Genomic DNA, 16,884 nt, shown 5'->3' with positions numbered 1-16,884 from the left:
GGTCATACCGCCAGACGCAGCGGGTCGAACGTCAGGTAATTGGCGATGGGGTCCGGCGCCGGTTTGCGCGCGGCGGCCGCGCCGGATGAACGTTGCAGGAAAGCGCGCGTGCGCTCGCTTTGTGGCGCGCCAAAGATGCGCGACGGCGGGCCGTGCTCCACGATGCGGCCGGCTTCGGTGAAGTACACGGTGTCGCTGACCTCTTCGGCAAAGCGCATCTCATGGGTGACGAGCATGCAGGTCAGGCCGTCTTGCACCAGGTCGCGAATCACGGTCAGCACTTCGCCGACCATTTCAGGGTCCAGCGCGGACGTCACTTCGTCAAACAGAATCAGTTCGGGTTGCAGCGTCAGCGCCCGCGCAATCGCCACGCGCTGTTGCTGCCCGCCCGAGAGCTCGCCCGGATACGCGCGTTCCTTGTGTTCCATCCTGACCTTGGCCAATAGCTCGCGCGCACGCGCCTCGGCCTGCGCGCGCGGCTGGCCGCCGACTTTGATGGGCGAGATCACCAGGTTTTCCAGCACGCTCAGGTGCGGAAACAGGTTGTACTGCTGGAACACAAAGCCCACGCGTTTGCGCAGCGCAATGAAGTCGGATTCCGTTTTCAGGGCGTCGACTTGCACGCCGCCCACTTGAATGGCGCCGCGCTGCGGGCGCAGCAGCCCCGTGATGCATCGCAGAATGGTGGATTTGCCCGAGCCCGACGGGCCGATAATCGATACCGCCTGGCCTTGCTTGACCTCGACATCGATGCCTTTCAAGACCTCGGTGTCGCCAAAGGCCAGATGCACGTCGCGCAAGCTGACCAGCGGATTACGTTCAATGGTGTTCATGGCGTCGTTCCAAATACCGCGTCCAACGCGCGATGGGATAGCAATAGGCGAAGAAAAGCGCCAATAGCGTGAAATAGACCAGGATGGTGAAGTCGCTGCGCGCCACGGTGTTGCTGGCCACGGTGGCCGTGTCGACCAGATCGTGCACGCCCACCAGCGAGGCCAGCGACGTGCTCATCGTGATGCTGGCCATCAGGTTCATCCACGACGGCAGCATGCGCCGCACGCATTGCGGCAGCACGATCATGCGAAAGATCTGCGTGCGGCGAAACGCCAGCGATTGCGCGGCTTCCCATTGCGCGCTGGGAATCGACTGAATCGCCCCACGAAAGATTTCGGCCACGTTGGCGCTGGCGGGCAAGCCCAGCCCGATCACCACCTTGATCCAATCCGGAAACGGCAGATACCAGCCCGCCAGGTTCACTTCAAACGGGAACACATACGTCGTGAAATACACCAGCACCAGAATGGGCGCGTTGCGAAACAGCAGCACGTACGCGCGCGTCAGCCGGCGCAGCACCGCGGATGGTGATAGCGACAACGCGCCCACCACCAGCCCTACCACCGTGCCCAACGCCATCGCCAGCATGCTGATCTGGATGTTCATGCCCAGCCCGCGCAGCAAGGCGGGGGACCAGTGCCACAGCGCCTGCACGGCGGCGGGCGTGGTGCCGGTGGCGGCCCAGGTCAGGGCCAGCGCGGCAAGCGCCAGCAGCAGCACGAACCAGGGGTCGCGCACCAAGGCGGGCAGGAATCCGCCAGCGCTGCGGCCACGGCTGGCGTTCAATGCAAGTTCATTGGCCATAGCCGGGCATCCTCAAACGGTCTTCCAGCCACCGGCCCGCCACACTCACCAGCCACGTCAGCAAGCCGAAATACAGCAGGATCAGCAGCAGCAGCTCCAACACGTTGTCGCGGTGCGACCAGATCATGATGGATTCATAGGTGACGTCGCCCACCGCAATGGCCGAGGCGATTGCCGTCATCTTCACCAGGTCCACCAGGTTGTTCACCAGCGCGGGCAAGGCGAAGCGCACCGCCAGCGGCAACTGCACCTGCGTCAGAATCTGGCGGCGCGAAAACGCCAGCGAACGCGCCGCTTCCATCGTTACCGACGGCACGGCCTCGATGCCGGCGCGCAGGGCTTCGGCGTGGAAGACACCTTTGTGCAGCGCCACCACGATCACCACCCACGCAAACGGCGTGATGGGATTACCGCCGCCCAGCTTCTGCGTGATCAGCATGTTCAGCACCAGAAACGCGCAATACAGCTGCACCAGGGTGGGTGTGTTGCGCGTGACTTCCACAAACGCCTGCAAGGGGCGCGCCAGCCACGCGCGGCCACTGGTCAAGCCCGCGGCGATCAACACACCGAACAGCAGGCTGACCGGGATGGTCCATGCGCACAGTTGCAACGTCACCCACAGCCCGTGGCCGAACGCCGACAACTCGGCCGGGTCCTGCACAAAGCTGTAGTTAAGACCCAGCGGCTTGAAGAAACCGACCCAGGCCTGCAAGACCGATTCGATCATGCGGCGGCCTCCAGCACGTCAGGCGGCGCCAAGGCCTCCACCGCGCGCGCAATGCGCGTGAGGGCGGCATCGATGTTCGCGTCCGACGCCGCAAACGACAGACGCAAATATGGCGACAAGCCGTAAGCCGCGCCCCGCACCACCGCCACGCCTTCGGCTTCCAGCAGCCAATCGACCACATCCCCGTCGTGTTCGATCCGCTGTCCATCAGGGCGCACGGCGCCGATCAGGCCGGCCACGCCGATCCAGGCGAAGAACGAGCCTTGCGGCGCAACCACCTGCAAACCCGGCACGCCGCGCAAGCCTTGCACCACGCGCTGCGCGCGCCGCTCGTACGCCTGTCTTGCGGTGGCGACGAAGTCATCCGCCACGCCCTGCAACGCCGCCAGCGCCGCGGCCTGGCCCACTGAACTGGGGCCGGACGACACCTGCGACTGCACCGCCTCCAGCGCATGAATCAGCGCTTGCGGGCCTGTGCCCCAGCCGATGCGCCAGCCGGTCATGGCATAGGCCTTGGATACCCCGTTGACGACCAGCGTGCGGCCCGCCAGATCGGGCGCCACGCGCAGCAGCTGCGCGGGTGGCTGGCCGAACCAGATCTCTTCGTACATCTCGTCCCACAACACCAGCACATGGGGCGCGGCGCGCAGCACGTCCGACAAGGCTTGCAGCTCGGCCGCCGAATACACCGCGCCAGTCGGGTTGCCCGGCGAGTTCAGGATCAGCCACTTGGTGCGCGGCGTGATGGCGTCGCGCAAAGCCTGCGGGGTCAGCTTGAAGCCGTCTTCGGCCACGGTATTCACCACCACCGGCACGCCGCCGTTGATGCGGACGGCATCCGGAAACGTGGGCCAGTACGGGGCGGGCACGATGACTTCATCGCCGTCGTCCAGCGTGGCGTTCAGCGCCAGGTAGATCACCTGCTTGCCACCGTTGGAGATGATGACGTTGGACGCGTTCACGTCCAGCCCGTGCCGTGCGCGATAGCCGTCCGCCACCGCGCGGCGCAGCGCCTGCGTGCCCGCCGTGGGCGTGTACTTCGTCTGGCCTTGCTCCAGCGCAGCGCGCGCGGCGTCCTTGATGGGCGCCGGCGTATCAAAGTCGGGCTCGCCAGAGGTCAACACGATGATGGACCGGCCCTCCGCCGCCAGCCGCGCCGCGCGGGCGCCGGCGGCGGCAATGGGAGACAGCTCGGCGCTGCGGGCGCGGCGCGACAAGGCGCCGGGAAACAGGGTTGCGGTCATGTCAGCACCTTTCCGGGATTCATCAGATTCAAAGGGTCCAGCGCCTGCTTGATACGGCGCATCAGCGCCAGTTCCAGCGGGCTCTTGTAAAGTGGCAACGCATCACGCTTGACCTGGCCGATGCCATGTTCGGCGCTGATCGACCCGCCTTGCGCATGCGCCTGGGCATGCACCACGTCGTGGATGCGGTCTTCCAGGTCGAACAGGTGGCGCACGGGGCGCGCCAGGTTGTGCGACACGTTGTAGTGCAGGTTGCCGTCGCCCAGATGGCCGAACGCCATGGGGCGCAGGCCGGCATCCAGCGCGTGCAGCGCATCGGCTGTGGCCCGCAGAAAGGCCGGCACGCGAGAGATAGGCACCGAGATATCGTGCTTGACGTTGCCGCCGTCGCGCGCCTGCGCGACACCAATGGCTTCGTCCCGCAAGCGCCAGAAGGCGGCGGATTGCTGCAAGTTGTGCGCGATCACGGCATCCGCCAGCAGCCCGGTTTCCAGCGCTTCCTGCCCCAGCCGCAACAATGCCGCGCCCGCGCCTTCCGGGCTTTCCGACGCCGCTTCCAGCAAGGCATACCAGGGCTGGCCCAAGCCGGGCAAAGGCTGCGGCTGCTCCGGCACATGCAGCGCGACCAGGTCCAGCACCGGCTGGCTGATCAGCTCAAACCCCGTCAACGACGCGCCCAGCCGTTGCCGCGCCAGCGACAGAAACGACAACGCCGCTTCGATGGACGGAAACGCCACGAAGGCGCTGCCCTGCCCGGCTGGCAAGGGATACAGCTTGAGCGTGGCGGCGGTGATGACGCCCAGCGTGCCTTCGCTGCCGATGTATACGTCCCGAAGCGAATAGCCGGTGTTGTCTTTGCGCAGCCCGCGCAAGCCGTTCCAGATGTCGCCTTCGGCCGTCACCACTTCCAGGCCCAGCGTCAGTTCGCGGGTGTTGCCGTAGCGCAGCACCTGCGTGCCGCCGGCATTCGTCGACAAGTTGCCGCCAAGGGTGCAACTGCCCTCTGAGCCCAGGCTCAAGGGAAACAGCCGGTTGGCTTGGCGCGCGGCCTCTTGCACGGCGGCCAGCACACAGCCGGCCTGAACCGTGATGGTGTCGTTGTCCGTGTCCAGCGCCAGCACGCGGTTCAAGCGGCCCAGCGACAACAGCACCGCCTGTCCGCTCGCGTCAGGCGTGGCGCCGCCCATCAAGCCCGTGTTGCCGCCCTGCGGCACGACCGGCACGCCGGCCGCACGGCAAAGACGAATCACGGCGGCCACTTCTTCGGTGTCTGCCGGGCGCGCCACGGCCAGCGCCTGTCCGTGCAGGCGGCCGCGCTGGTCGGTCAGGTACGGTGCGGCGTCCGCGCCTGTCCAGACCCAGTCGTGGCCCAGGCGCGCGCGCAGCGCGGCCAAGAGGGAATCGGCGGTGGACGCCGTCATGGTTTGGCCTGCGCCTCGGGCGGCGCGCTGTCGAACTTGCCCGTCTGCGCCTGCGCGGTGGCTTGCTTCAGGTAGTCAGCCGGGACGCCGTAGCGGTCCGCTTCCTTCACCAGCAGACCCGTCTTCAGCCAGTCGCGAATGACGCCGTCAACAAAAGCGCGCGTGTCGGCTTCGTTGCGCCGCGTCCAGATCACCGTCGGCGACGGAATCAGCTGGTCGGAAGTCGCCAGTTCAAAGTCCTTCCATTCCGCGCCGTTGGGACCGTGCAGCGTTTCATACAGCGCGGGCTGGATGTGTACCGACGCGTCGCAACTGCCGCCCTTCAACGCCAGCAACGATTCGGGAATGTTGCGCAAACCCTTGACCACCGCGCCGTATGTGTCCTGCAAGGGCTTGGCGAAGTTGCTGCCTTGCGACACGCACGCGACCTTGCCCTTCAGGTCTTCCCAACGCTTGATGCCGCTTTGCTTGGACACCATCGCCGCGCCGCCCACCAGGTTGTAGGGCGTGGGTGCGTAGCTCAGGATTTCGCTGCGTTCCTGCGTCCATTGAATGTTGGCGATCAACAGATCCACCTTGCCCGCCTGCAGGAACTGCACGCGCGTGGACGCGGTGACGGGTACGGTTTCCAGGCTGACGCCCAGGCGCTTGGCGATGTCCGCGCCCAGGTCCGTCTGAAAGCCGCCCACCTTGCCGGTGGCCGGGTCCAGAATGCCAAACGGCGGGCTGGCGCCATCTACACCAATCACGATCTTGCCGCGCTGCTTGATCTTTTCCAGGGTCGCATCCGCGTGCGCGGCGCCGGACGCCGTCAATGCGGCGATACCCGCCCACGCCAACACGGCGCCCATCTTGTTGCCAAGGTGCTTCATCTTGTTCTTCCGTTCTGGTCGGGCCAGCGCTTAGCTGCCCTGCTTGAATTTCGCGTGCAGTTCTTGCAGCAGCGGTTGCGCCGGTTCAATGCCCAGACGCTTTTCCGTGGCGATCAGCCAGCCGCTGCGGTGCCAGTCCTGCACAACGCGGTCGACGGCGGCGATGGTGTCGGCTTCGCCCTTACGGGTCCAGACGACCGAGTTCGCGGGCAGCACGTCGGTCTTGATGGGCGCGTGGTAATCGGCCCACTCCGGGTTGTTGCGCAGCAAGGGGTGGATCAGCGTGGAGTCATGCACGGCGGCCACGCACTGGCCGCCCCGCAGCGCCAGCAACGAGTCCGACGAGCTCTTGTAGCCCTTGACCACCGCGCCGTATTCCGTCGACAAGGGCTTGGCGAAGCTGCTGCCTTGCGACACGCACACGGGCTTGCCGCGCAGGTCTTCCCACGTTGTGATGCCGCTGGTCTTCAGGGTGGCGGCCGCGCCGCCCACCCGGAAGAACGGCGTGGGCGCGTAGCCCAGAATCTCGGCGCGCTCGGGGTTCAGTTCCATGGACGCGATCAGCAAGTCCACCTTGCCCGAGATCAGAAACTGCGTGCGCGTGGCCGTCTGCACTTGCACGAGTTCCGCTTTCACGCCCAGGCCCTTGGCCAGCTCCCGCGCCAGCTCCGGGTTCCAGCCCACCAGTTGCTGCGTGGCGGGGTCGAGCGATCCGAACACCCCGCCGTTGGCCAGCACGCCGATGGTGACGGCGCCGCGCTGCTTGATCTTGTCGAGCGTGGCGTCGGCGTGGGCCGCGCCTGCGGCAAGCGTCAGCGTCAGCGCCAGCGCCAGGGCGTGTGTGGCGCGGGCCGGGCCCGCTGTCTTCTTATGAATTGCCATGAGGGTTCTTGTCATTTGCATTGAACGGATGTCCATGCTGCTTGCGCCGTCCCGGCAAGACAAAGAAGACTTTCAGATATCAATATGCGGGGGCCGCCGCGGGCGCCTTCATGCGCTGACTGCGTGCTCTGGCGGCGGGCGCCTACTTCAGCTTCACATCCGCCGAGGCGATGACGCGCTGGTAGGTCGCGATGTCGTCGCGCACGGTCTGGTCCACCGCGTCGGGCGACGTGGCGGCAATCGTGAACCCCAGGTTTTCCAGCAGAGCAGCCGTTTCGGGTTCGCGCAGCACAGCCACCACATCGCGATTGATGCGGTCCACCACGGCGCGCGGCGTTGACGCTGGCACCGAGAAGCCTTGCCAGCTTTCCACCACGTAGTCCGCCAGCCCGGCCTCCTGGATGGTTGGCACATCGGGCAGCGCCTTGGAGCGGTACGGGGTGGTCACCGCCAGCGCCACCAGCTTGCCGTTGCGCACATTTTCCGTGGCGGCGGCCAGCGTGATCAGCATGGCGTCGACGTGTCCGCCCAGCACGTCCAGTGTGGCCGGCCCCCCGCCCGGATACGGAATCTGATTGGTCTTCGCGCCCATGCGCTCGTTCAGCAATTCAACCGCCAAGTGCTGCAAGCTGCCCGTGCCGCCCGGCAGCGCCAACGAAATCTCGCCGGGCTTCTGCTTCACCAGCGCCACGAATTCCTGGAAGGTCTTCACCCCCAGGCCGGGCCGCACCACCAGCAATTGCGGGTTCACAACGGCCTTCGTCACCCCCTGCAAGTCCTTGACCGGGTCATAAGGCAGCTTGCCGGGCTGCAAGGCGTTCAAGGACAAGGCGTCGCCCGCCAGCAGCAAGGTGTAGCCGTCGCCCCGCGCATGCGCGACGGCGGCGTTGCCAATGGCGCTGCTGGCGCCCGGCTGGTTTTCCACGACAACGCTCTGATGCCATTTCTCGCCCAGCTTCTGCGCAACGGTGCGCGCCAGCTTGTCGGCGCTGCCGCCGGCCGACACCGGCACCACGATCTTGACGGGCCGGTTCGGATAGCGGTTGGCGTCTTCGCCCGGCACGGGTGCGGAGCCCGCAAAATTGCTGAGCAGCCCGGCGCCCAACACGACGCCGCCCAGCAATCCCAAGCCGGCACGCCACACGGATTTGCGTTTGATGCTCATGCCACCGCTCCCGTGTCCACGCCGAACGCGCTGAACGGCTTGCCCAGCACCGCGTTCGAATGGCGGCCGTCCACGCCCACTGGCACGTCGCCCTCAAGCGTGATGCGGTACAGCACCCGCTCCACGTCCAGGTAGGCGAAGTCGCCCGGCCCCTGATGCGCGGTGGCGCGGTTGTCCCAGAAGGCGATGCTGCCGGGTTGCCAGCGGAAGCGCACGGTGTATTCGGGCCGGGTGATTTCCTCGAAGAACAGGTTCAGCAAGTGGCGGCTTTCTTCATCGTTCACGTCCTTGATGCGGCGGGTGAAGCCGGGGTTCACGAAAAGCGCGCGCTCGCCCGTTTCGGGCAGGACGCGCACGACAGGATGCTCGGACACCAAAGGGCTGGCCTGTACGCGTTGCGCGTAGACGGTCTGGTTGTCGAAGTCGCCGTTGAATCCGCCGAATTGATGGCGCGCCCATAAGCCGTCCGCCAAGGCGCGTAGTGCGGGCGACAGGTGTTCATAGGCGGCCACCAGATTCGTGAAAATCGTGTCGCCGCCGTAAGCCGGCACTTGCCGGCCCGCGCGCAGGATGGAGCCCGCGGGCGGGTTCACCACACCCGTCACATCGGTGTGCCAACGTTCGCCACGACGCCCCGTGGTGGACGCCGACGAAATGGTGCGAATCTGCGGATAGCCTTCCGGCGGGTTAGCGTCGTAAGGATGCGCGGACGTCGGCCGCCCGAACCGCCGCGCAAAAGCCAGATGCTGCGCGTGGTCGATATGCTGATCGCGAAAGAAGATGACCTTCCAGCGCAAGAGCGCCGCCTTGATCTCGTCGACGGCGTCCTGCGTCAACGGCCGCGTCAAATCCACGCCGTGTATCTCGGCGCCGGTGAAAACGGATAGCGGCCGGACGTCCAGCCGCGTGTGTACCAATGTGCTCATGTGCCGCCCCTGTCTGTTCGGTAAAAACAGCATAGGGGCCGCGTACGCGCTCAACAAATACCGATACGCAATGTGAAAATACTGTGCCTCTTGCGTGGGCTTCGAGTTATATCCTTAGCGCTTTTCCGACAGGAACGTCAGCATGCGCCGCGCCAATTCGCGCGGTTGTTCCTCTGGCAAATAATGGCCGCAGGCCTCCAGCACCCCGCCTTGCAAGTCCAGCGCCAGGGGCTTCAAAGCGTCATGCAGATCGGGCGCGCTGCCTTGCGCACCGCCTAGCGCCAGCACCGGCACCGTCAACGGCGCATCCCGCAACGCGCGATTCTGCGCCGCGCTTTCCTGCGCGGCCCGGTAGTAGCCCAACATGCCCCGCAAACCGCCCAGCGTCTGATACACGCGCTCGTATTCGTCGATATCCACGCGGCTGAACACGCCCGGCTTGTTGGCCGTCTTGCGCGCAAAGAACCATTCAATCAGGATGCGCTCGCGCCCGGCCAGCAGGGCTTCGGGCAGGTCTGGCACGCTGTTGAACAGAAAGTGCCAGCTTTTCCAGTTGTCTGGCCCCAGCTCGATGGCGGGTTTGAGCGTCACGCCGGGAATGTTCGCGTCCAGCAGCACCACGCGTTCGACTTCATCGGCGTAGCGCGCGGCATAGGGGTATGCAATCCACGCGCCGATGTCGTGACCCGCCAGGGCATAGCGCGTCAGCCCCATCGTGTGAAACAGGGCGCGCAGCCGTTCACCGGCTTTGCGGGTGTCGTAGCCATCCAGCGGCTTGTCCGAATCCCCCTGCCCGGGCAAGTCGACGGCGAACACGCGATAGTGCGGCGCCAGCAGCGGCATCACGCGCCGCCACGCGTACCAGCTTTGCGGAAAGCCCGCCAACAGAATCAACGCGGGGCCTGCGCCGCCCTCCACCACGTGATAGCCCAGCCCATCTACCGGCACGCGACGGTGCTGAAACGGCACGCCATCCAAAGCAAAGGTATCGGCGCTGGTCAATGTGGTAGTCGTGGTTGTAGTCATGGTTGTAGTCATCATCGTTGCCCCCGGTTCAGTGCAGCGCGCCCGCGCCCAGTTTGATGTCTAGCTTCACGGCAAGCGCCGTCGCCACCATGGTCTGCACGCCGCGCACCAGCACGTCCAGCGCCAGGCTGGGCGCGCCGGGATGGCGGGTGGCCATCTCGGGCAGGTACGGCACATGCACGAAGCCGCCGCGCAAGGCGGGGCGTTCGGTGGCGATCAGGTGCGCCAGACCGTAGAAAATGGTGTTGCAGTTATACGTTCCCGCTGTAGACGACACGGACGCCGGCACGCCCGCCGCGCGCAGATCGCGCACGATGGCTTTGATGGGCAGCGTCGAAAAGTAGGCAGCCGGCCCGCCTTCCACGATGGGCTCATCAATGGGCTGATGGCCTTCGTTATCAGGGATGCGTGCGTCCACCACATTGATCGCCACGCGCTCTACCGACACATCCGTGCGCCCGCCCGCCTGGCCCAGGCAGATCACCAGATCCGGGTTGACGTCGCTGATCGCCTGGCGCAGTACCCCCACCACTTTGCCGATCACGCAAGGCAGTTGGCGCGCAACGACGCGCGCGCCCGCGATGAGGCTGCCGTCCAGCTGGCGGGCGGCCTCCCAGGACGGGTTCAGCGTTTCGCCATCAAAAGGTTCGATTCCGGTAATCAGCACGGTAGGCACGGCCACTTCCTCTTCTGTATCCATGAAGCCCATGGTAGAAGTCGCAGCCCTGATTGTTGAAATCGATAATGACTATTCGTACTATTGATGGCATGAATCTATCCACCGTAGACCTGAACCTGCTGGTCGCCTTCGAAGCGCTGTTCGAGACGCGCAATGTGACGCTGGCCGGCCAGCGCATTCATCGCGCCCAACCTTCCGTCAGCAGCGCGCTGAACCGTTTGCGGCGTGTGTTCAATGATGAATTGTTCGTGCGCACCTCCGATGGCATGCAGCCCACCGAACACGCCATCGCGTTGATGCCCGCCATCAGCAGCGCACTGGACCAGATTCGCGGCGCCTTGGCGCAAGGCGCGGTGTTCGATCCGGGCGCCGCGCAGGGGCGGCGGTTTACGCTGGCCGCCAGCGACTACGCCGACATCGTGCTGGTGCCGCGCATCGTCGCCCGGCTGCGCCGTGAAGCGCCTGCCGCCGACCTGCGCGTCGCCCGCCTGGACCGCGCCACCCTTTACGAACAGTTGGACAACGGCACGGTTGACGTCGCCATTGGCGGGCATCTGACGCCGCCCAAGCGCATGCGCGTCACGCCGTTGTACGAAGAGACCTTTGTCTGCATCGCCGACAAGCAGCACCCGGGTTTGCGCGGACGCAAGCTCACGCTGGACCGCTATGTTGCGCTGCCGCACGCCTTGTTCGTGCCTAGCGACGACGGCTCGGCGCGCGGGGTGGTGGATGCCAGCCTGGCGCGTCTGGGGCGCAAGCGCCGCGTGGCCTGCACCTTTGCGCACATCGTCGCCCTGCCCCATGCCGTGGCGGGTACGGACCTGATCGCCACGCTGGCGCGCCGTGCGGCGCTGCGGCTGGCGGGGCCTGAATTGAGCCTGCGCGCCTTGCCGGCGGAAGTGGACCCCGGGCCATTCGCCGTCGACATGGTCAGCAGCCGCCGTACATCGGGCGATGCGGCGTTGACGTGGCTACGGGGGCTGATCGATCAGGCGGTGAAGGAAATGGCGCGCTGACGCGCCAAGCGGCAATGGCCGCTATTTCGCCAGCACTGACGCCACATCCGAACCGAACGCGCAATATCCCGGGTATCCGGGCCGTTCATCGCAAGCTTTCAGGCAGCCCGGCTTGCCGCCAGCAAAGCTTGCCGCCACCGACATCCCAAACCCGTAGGTGGGCGTGGTCACATCAAACGCGCTGTCGCAAACGAGCTTGTCGCTGTAGGCGAAAGTCATGCCCTCGCGGCGGCCGTTCACCGCAAACGACACCCGGAAACTCTGGTAGCTGTTCCAGCCCTGTCGCGGCAGGACGACAAAGCGGTAATGCGTGGCGTCGCGACGCGCTCCAAATATCTGCAAATGCGCCGACGTGGTTCGCGTGGTGGGCGATGGATAGGGCAAGGCGAGCAACGCGCGCGGGTCGCCCACCACGCCCAGATCGAACCCAATTCCCTTTTGATAGAACGGCACATCGATGCTGGGGTAGCCGGAGTACTCCACGCGCTCGGGCGTGGCCAGCCGGGACGAACCCGGCTTGGCCGGGCCGCCGTACACATTCGTCTTGGGGTCGTAGTCGGGCGCCTGCGCAAAGGCGACATCCAGCGTCAGCACCACATCAGCGGGGTTCGCGTCTTCGGTGCGGACGTGCCGTTCATAGACATCAGCACGGCCCGCGCATCCGGCCAGCAGCACGATGCCAGCAAGCAGCGTGGCGCGCTGGGCGAAAAGCAATATGGAAGTCGGCATCACGTCATGGCTCCTGGCGGGACGTGGACGGCAGCGCGGGCAGCGGTGCGGACGTCAAGCCGCGCCCTTGCAGCCGCCATCCGTCCTTACCCTCATGCCAGGTGAAGTTCCGATTGATCCAAGCGGCTTTCAGATTGGCGTAGAGCCGGCGCTGGTCAATGCGCTGGCCTGCGTCCAGCGCCTTCTTGGCGGCCTGCGAACTCTCGTCCCACAAGGATTTGAACGCGTCGATCTGCATTGGCTTCGTGAACGGCACCATGGCGTATGCGCCCGCGCCCGCCCGGCTAAGCCGGATTTCGTTGTCCAGCAGCAGCGCGCCGGTTTGGTTGTCGGGGGACACGGAGACCAGCAAAGGCATGCCATGCACATATTCCTTCGGCCGCGCGTGTTCAAACCACAACACCTGACCGGTCGATGTGACCAGCGCCCGCGAACCCGCCGTGAACAGCAGCACGTCCTGCCTGCCCGGTTGCGCCAGACCCAGGTCGGGGTCTCGGATATCCACCGTGGGACTCAGCACGCGGGCAAGCGGCGTGCCGTTTTGCACGGCGATCAGGATGGTGCCGACGCCCATGAAATCGTTGGATACCGCCAGCAGGATCGGCTGCCCGTCTTGCGTGGGGCCGAGGGCCTTGACGTGGATAAATTCGACCGCATTCAAGGGCCGATAGGTTTTTTCACGAAAGAGAATCTCGCGCAGCTGCGATTGCGGATAGCCGCGTAGCGCGAAATCGCCCCCGATGGGTTCGGTGGCCTTCAGGTAACTCTTGTCCGGTGCGGCCGGCTGCGCATGCGCATTGGCGGGCATCCACAGCGCCAACGCCATCGCGGCGCATCGACCGATCAGGCGTGGGGAAAAGCGTGGGGCATTCGAAGACTGAGGCAAGGCGGTTTCGGCGGACGGCGTCCCATGCGTAAGGTGCCCGCATTCTAAGCCAGTCTTAGTGGGCCAGTCTTAGTGGGCCAGTCTTAGCGAATCCGCCTTAGTCATGCCCCGCCCCGCGCATCCCACACCCGCTGCACGCAATCCGCGTTGACGCCATTCACGTCCACCACGCCCAGCAGGCCCATATTGCGCCGCACCTCTTCCACGATCAGGCTGATCGCATGCGCGACGCCGCGTTGCCCCGCCACCGTTGCCGCGTAGTTGAACGGCCGGCCCACGAAGACGCAGCGCGCGCCCAGGGCGAGGGCTTTCAACACGTCCGTGCCGCGCCGCACGCCGCTGTCCAGCATCACGTCCATGCCGCCCGCCGCGTCCACCACGGCAGGCAGCGCCTGCAACGGCGACACGCTGCCATCCAGTTGGCGGCCGCCGTGGTTGGACACGATCACGCCGTCCATGCCGTGCGCACGCGCCGTGCGCGCATCGTCGGGATGAAGGATGCCCTTGATCACCATCTGCCCTTGCCAGCGGCGGCGGATAGCCGCCACGTGCTGCCAATTCAAATGGCCCCGATCCGAAAAATCCCGCAGCACGTTGGCAGACAGAATCGGCGCGCCGCGCGTGGCGTAGTTGTTCTCGAAGTGCGGCATGCCATGGCGCCACAGCGTGCGTAGAAAGGTGCCGAACAACCAGCGCGGATGCGTGATGCCTTGCCACGCCAGGCTGACGCTGGGCCGCAGCGGCGTGGAAAAGCCCGCGCGCACATTGTTCTCGCGATTGGCGGCAACAGGCGTGTCCACCGTCAGCACCAGGGTTGTCACGCCCGCCGCCGCCACGCGGTCAATCAACGCGGCGATCTGCGCGTCGTCCCCCGGCAGATACGCCTGAAACCAGGTGCCGGGCGCTTCCTGCATCACCGTTTCCAGCCGGATCAGCGACGACCCGCTCATGATGCACGGCACGTTCGCCTCTGCCGCCGCGCGCGCCAGCACGATGTCGCCGCGGTAGCTGGACAGCGCCGAAATGCCCATGGGCGCCACACCCACCGGCGCGGCGTAGTCGCGGCCCAGCACGGTGGCGCGTGTGCTGCGGCGGGACACGTCGACCAGCACCTTGGGCCGAAAACCGTATTCGGCAAACGCCTGCCGGTTGCCGCGTTCGGACTGCCCGTCTTCCACCGCGCCCGACACATAGGCGTAGATCGGTTTGGGCAAGCGCTTCTTCGCGGCCGCCTCGAAATCGTGCAGGCTGAGCAGGTGGCGCAGGGGGTCAAACATCCGGGGCTCCTCGCCGCGGTCGGCCCGCACTGGGGCCGCCGCGCTGTTGTCATGGGGTGTGGGTCTACTGGCGGAAGACTATAGGTGCGCAGCCACTTTGAATAAAGTGACTTTATCGATATTGGTTATTACACTTTTATTCGCCCTCGCCTTCGCTCTTTGCCCTTGCTCTTTGCCCTTGCCCTTTTGCCCTTGCCCTTTGCCCTTGCTCTTTGCCTTCGCTCTTTGCCCTTGCTCTTTGCCTTCGCTCTTAGCCCTCGCTCTTTGCCTTCGCTCTTTGCCTTCGCCCTTCGCCACGCCCTTCGCCGCCCCCGCCCCCATGACGCTCAAACAACTCGAAGCCTTTTACTGGGCCGCAACCTGCAAGAACTTCGCTATCGCCGCCGGCCGTTTGAATATCTCGGTGTCGTCGCTATCCAAGCGCATCGGCGAATTGGAAGCCTCCATAGGCGCCGACCTGTTCAGCCGCAGCGCGCGCAGCGCCACGTTGACGGCGCTGGGCGAACAGTTGGTGCCGCACGCGAAAGACCTGTTGCGCAACGCCGACCAGTTCATGCAGCAGGCCAGCAACAACCTGACCTACTCCGGCCGCTGCCGCTTCGGCGCGGGCGAGTTGACGTCGGTAACGTGGATGCCGCGCCTGATCGAAGAAATTCAGCGCGCGCACCCCAACCTCTTGGTGGAACCCTATGTGGGCGTGGGGGAATTGGTGGAGCGCGGGCTGGAAGAAGGCGACCTGGACTTTGCCGTCATTGCAGGCCCGTCGTCGCGCGCGTCGATCGCGTCGCACCTGATCGGCAGCGCGGCGTTTGAATGGGTGGCGTCAACACGCGCTGTGCCTGACCCCGCCACGCTGACACCCGCCGACTTGCCCGGCCTGACGCTGATCACGCAGCCGCAAAGCTCCGGCGTCATCCGCATGCTGGACGACTGGCTGACCGAGCAGCGCATATCACCGGGCCGCATGCAGTGCTGCAACAGCTGGGGCGCCATTGCCGGCATGCTGCGGCAAGGGCTGGGCCTGGGTTTCCTGCCCACCGCCTGGGCGCACATTCTGATTCAACGCGGCGACTTGCACCCCTTGCCCGGCCTGCCCCCCTTGCGCCCCCTGCCCTACACCTTCCAGTGGCGGCGCGACGACACCCGGCCCATGCTGGAAAGCCTGCGCGTGCTGGCGCAAGACACGCTGGACTTCGACGCGCCATCCGGCATGGTGTGACGACGCAATCGTTTCCAAAAAGTCGCGCTTAGTTCAGAAAATTATTCGCTTTATCTCCGGTGTTGGCCCGGGTAGAGTCGCCTCAAAAGCAGACCATCCCAGATACGGAGACAACGCAACATGCCGGATGCCGGTTACCCCCAACACGATTTTCCCAAGCGCCTGTGCCGCCTGGACCTGTGGCTGAACCCGGCGTTCGACCAGATCATCGGCAAAGAAGCGGATATTGCTTTGTCGGTGCTGCCGGCGCGCGGGGATGATGCCCGCACCTTGGCCGGCCTTGCGACGGCCCACGCCTATCACGTGTCCGCCGCGAAAGACGAGCTGCCGCGCCCCTGGTTCGTCAGCGCCGAGCTGATCGCGCAATGCCCCGATCTGGTCTGCGTGTCGTCGGGCGGCGCGGGCTATGACACGGTGGATGTGGCCGCCTGCACGGCGGCCGGCATCGCGGTGGTCAACCAGGCGGGCGGCAATGCGGCGTCCGTGGCTGAGCACACGTTCGCGTTGCTGTTGGCCGTGCAGCGCCGGGTGGTCGAATCGCACAACCGCCTGCGCCACGACACGGGATTCACGCGTGAAGATTTGATGGGCCACGAAATCCACGGCACCACGATAGGCCTGGTGGGTATCGGCCAGATCGGTTCACGCGTGGCCCGCATTGCGCAGGGCTTTGGCATGCGCGTCATTGCGCATGACCCGCTACTGGACGCCGACACTATCCGCCGCCGTGGCGCGGAGCCGGTGTCGTTGCCCGACTTGCTGGCCCAGGCGGATGTGGTGTCGCTGCATTGCCCGCTGGATGCATCCACCCGCGGCCTGATTGACGCGCGCGTTTTTGCGGCGATGAAGCCCGACGCCGTGTTCGTATCGACGGCGCGTGGCGGCATTCATGACGAAGCGGCGTTGCATGACGCGCTGCGTGGCGGCCATCTGCGTGGCGCCGGCCTGGACGTCTGGCAACAGGAACCGCCCCCGCGCGACACGCCGCTGCTGGCGCTGCCCAATGTGGTCGCCACTTTTCACACCGCGGGTGTCACGCACGAAGCCCGCCGCAACGTGGCGCAGTCCTCCGCCAGTCAGCTGGTGATGATGCTGCGCGGCGAACGGCCGCCGCAGTTGGTCAACCCTGAAGTCTGGCCCGTGGCCGCCGCGCGCATCGCCAAATTGAAGTGACTTC

The 16,884-nt window shown here is 65.7% G+C and carries 17 protein-coding genes; 3 read left to right on the top strand and 14 right to left on the bottom strand.

The annotated features are described in order from the left end of the window. Positions 1-2 precede the first annotated feature (2 nt). The 11 genes from ACFZAI_RS27250 to pcp all read right to left on the bottom strand — a co-directional run bounded on the left by ACFZAI_RS27250 (position 3) and on the right by pcp (position 10,577). Positions 3-833, bottom strand: a complete 831-nt coding sequence (locus ACFZAI_RS27250) for an amino acid ABC transporter ATP-binding protein (RefSeq protein ID WP_391569928.1) — start codon at positions 831-833, stop codon at positions 3-5. Beyond that, complete coding sequence (locus ACFZAI_RS27245) at positions 820-1,638, bottom strand: amino acid ABC transporter permease (protein WP_391569927.1); 819 nt, start codon at positions 1,636-1,638, stop codon at positions 820-822. The genes ACFZAI_RS27250 and ACFZAI_RS27245 overlap by 14 nt, the downstream gene beginning before the upstream one ends. Then, positions 1,628-2,365 (bottom strand): amino acid ABC transporter permease, encoded by a 738-nt coding sequence (locus ACFZAI_RS27240; protein WP_391569925.1) that lies wholly within the window; start codon positions 2,363-2,365, stop codon positions 1,628-1,630. Before ACFZAI_RS27240 ends, ACFZAI_RS27245 begins: the two co-directional genes overlap by 11 nt. Continuing rightward, positions 2,362-3,609, bottom strand: coding sequence for an aminotransferase class I/II-fold pyridoxal phosphate-dependent enzyme (locus ACFZAI_RS27235; RefSeq protein ID WP_391569923.1), 1,248 nt, complete (start codon positions 3,607-3,609; stop codon positions 2,362-2,364). Before ACFZAI_RS27235 ends, ACFZAI_RS27240 begins: the two co-directional genes overlap by 4 nt. Further along, complete coding sequence (locus ACFZAI_RS27230; RefSeq protein ID WP_391569922.1) at positions 3,606-5,030, bottom strand: FAD-binding oxidoreductase; 1,425 nt, start codon at positions 5,028-5,030, stop codon at positions 3,606-3,608. The genes ACFZAI_RS27235 and ACFZAI_RS27230 overlap by 4 nt, the downstream gene beginning before the upstream one ends. Further along, entirely contained in the window at positions 5,027-5,902 is an 876-nt protein-coding gene (locus ACFZAI_RS27225; protein WP_391569921.1) for a transporter substrate-binding domain-containing protein, read from the bottom strand. The genes ACFZAI_RS27230 and ACFZAI_RS27225 overlap by 4 nt, the downstream gene beginning before the upstream one ends. Before the next feature lie 30 nt (positions 5,903-5,932). Continuing rightward, complete coding sequence (locus tag ACFZAI_RS27220) at positions 5,933-6,784, bottom strand: transporter substrate-binding domain-containing protein (RefSeq protein WP_391569920.1); 852 nt, start codon at positions 6,782-6,784, stop codon at positions 5,933-5,935. Between the two features lie 142 nt (positions 6,785-6,926). Next, positions 6,927-7,949: a Bug family tripartite tricarboxylate transporter substrate binding protein gene (locus ACFZAI_RS27215; protein ID WP_391569918.1), complete on the bottom strand. Its 1,023-nt coding sequence runs from the start codon at positions 7,947-7,949 to the stop codon at positions 6,927-6,929. Continuing rightward, the gene (locus ACFZAI_RS27210) at positions 7,946-8,875 is read right to left on the bottom strand and encodes a TauD/TfdA dioxygenase family protein (RefSeq protein ID WP_391569916.1); all 930 of its coding nucleotides are present in this window, start codon (positions 8,873-8,875) and stop codon (positions 7,946-7,948) included. The genes ACFZAI_RS27215 and ACFZAI_RS27210 overlap by 4 nt, the downstream gene beginning before the upstream one ends. Positions 8,876-8,989: 114 nt before the next feature. Then, on the bottom strand, positions 8,990-9,901 hold the full coding sequence (locus tag ACFZAI_RS27205; RefSeq protein WP_391569915.1) for an alpha/beta fold hydrolase: 912 nt from the start codon (positions 9,899-9,901) through the stop codon (positions 8,990-8,992). A 28-nt stretch (positions 9,902-9,929) separates the two neighbouring features. Then, positions 9,930-10,577 (bottom strand): pyroglutamyl-peptidase I, encoded by a 648-nt coding sequence (gene pcp, locus ACFZAI_RS27200; RefSeq protein ID WP_391570281.1) that lies wholly within the window; start codon positions 10,575-10,577, stop codon positions 9,930-9,932. Positions 10,578-10,645: 68 nt separating this feature from the next. Here pcp and ACFZAI_RS27195 point away from each other — a divergent pair, with 68 nt between their 5' ends. Beyond that, positions 10,646-11,596, top strand: coding sequence for a LysR family transcriptional regulator (locus ACFZAI_RS27195; RefSeq protein ID WP_391569914.1), 951 nt, complete (start codon positions 10,646-10,648; stop codon positions 11,594-11,596). A 21-nt stretch (positions 11,597-11,617) separates the two neighbouring features. Here the strand turns inward: ACFZAI_RS27195 and ACFZAI_RS27190 are convergent, their stop codons facing one another. The 3 genes from ACFZAI_RS27190 to ACFZAI_RS27180 form a co-directional block, all read right to left on the bottom strand. After that, the gene (locus ACFZAI_RS27190; RefSeq protein ID WP_391569912.1) at positions 11,618-12,325 is read right to left on the bottom strand and encodes a hypothetical protein; all 708 of its coding nucleotides are present in this window, start codon (positions 12,323-12,325) and stop codon (positions 11,618-11,620) included. 4 nt (positions 12,326-12,329) lie between these two features. Continuing rightward, on the bottom strand, positions 12,330-13,211 hold the full coding sequence (locus tag ACFZAI_RS27185; protein WP_391569911.1) for a hypothetical protein: 882 nt from the start codon (positions 13,209-13,211) through the stop codon (positions 12,330-12,332). A gap of 101 nt (positions 13,212-13,312) precedes the next feature. Then, the gene (locus ACFZAI_RS27180; protein ID WP_391569910.1) at positions 13,313-14,488 is read right to left on the bottom strand and encodes an alpha-hydroxy acid oxidase; all 1,176 of its coding nucleotides are present in this window, start codon (positions 14,486-14,488) and stop codon (positions 13,313-13,315) included. 319 nt (positions 14,489-14,807) lie between these two features. Between ACFZAI_RS27180 and ACFZAI_RS27175 the strand changes: the two genes are divergently transcribed. Both ACFZAI_RS27175 and ACFZAI_RS27170 read left to right on the top strand, forming a co-directional pair. Next, positions 14,808-15,707 (top strand): LysR family transcriptional regulator, encoded by a 900-nt coding sequence (locus ACFZAI_RS27175; RefSeq protein WP_391569909.1) that lies wholly within the window; start codon positions 14,808-14,810, stop codon positions 15,705-15,707. A gap of 120 nt (positions 15,708-15,827) precedes the next feature. Next, positions 15,828-16,880 (top strand): hydroxyacid dehydrogenase, encoded by a 1,053-nt coding sequence (locus tag ACFZAI_RS27170; protein ID WP_391569908.1) that lies wholly within the window; start codon positions 15,828-15,830, stop codon positions 16,878-16,880. Positions 16,881-16,884 lie beyond the last annotated feature (4 nt).

It is taken from the genome of Achromobacter sp. NPDC008082 (assembly GCF_042957345.1).
GTDB classification, from domain to species: domain Bacteria; phylum Pseudomonadota; class Gammaproteobacteria; order Burkholderiales; family Burkholderiaceae_B; genus Achromobacter; species Achromobacter kerstersii_A.
The sequence above is the reverse complement of the archived record's forward strand: the minus strand, read 5'-3'. Positions and strand labels throughout refer to the sequence as shown.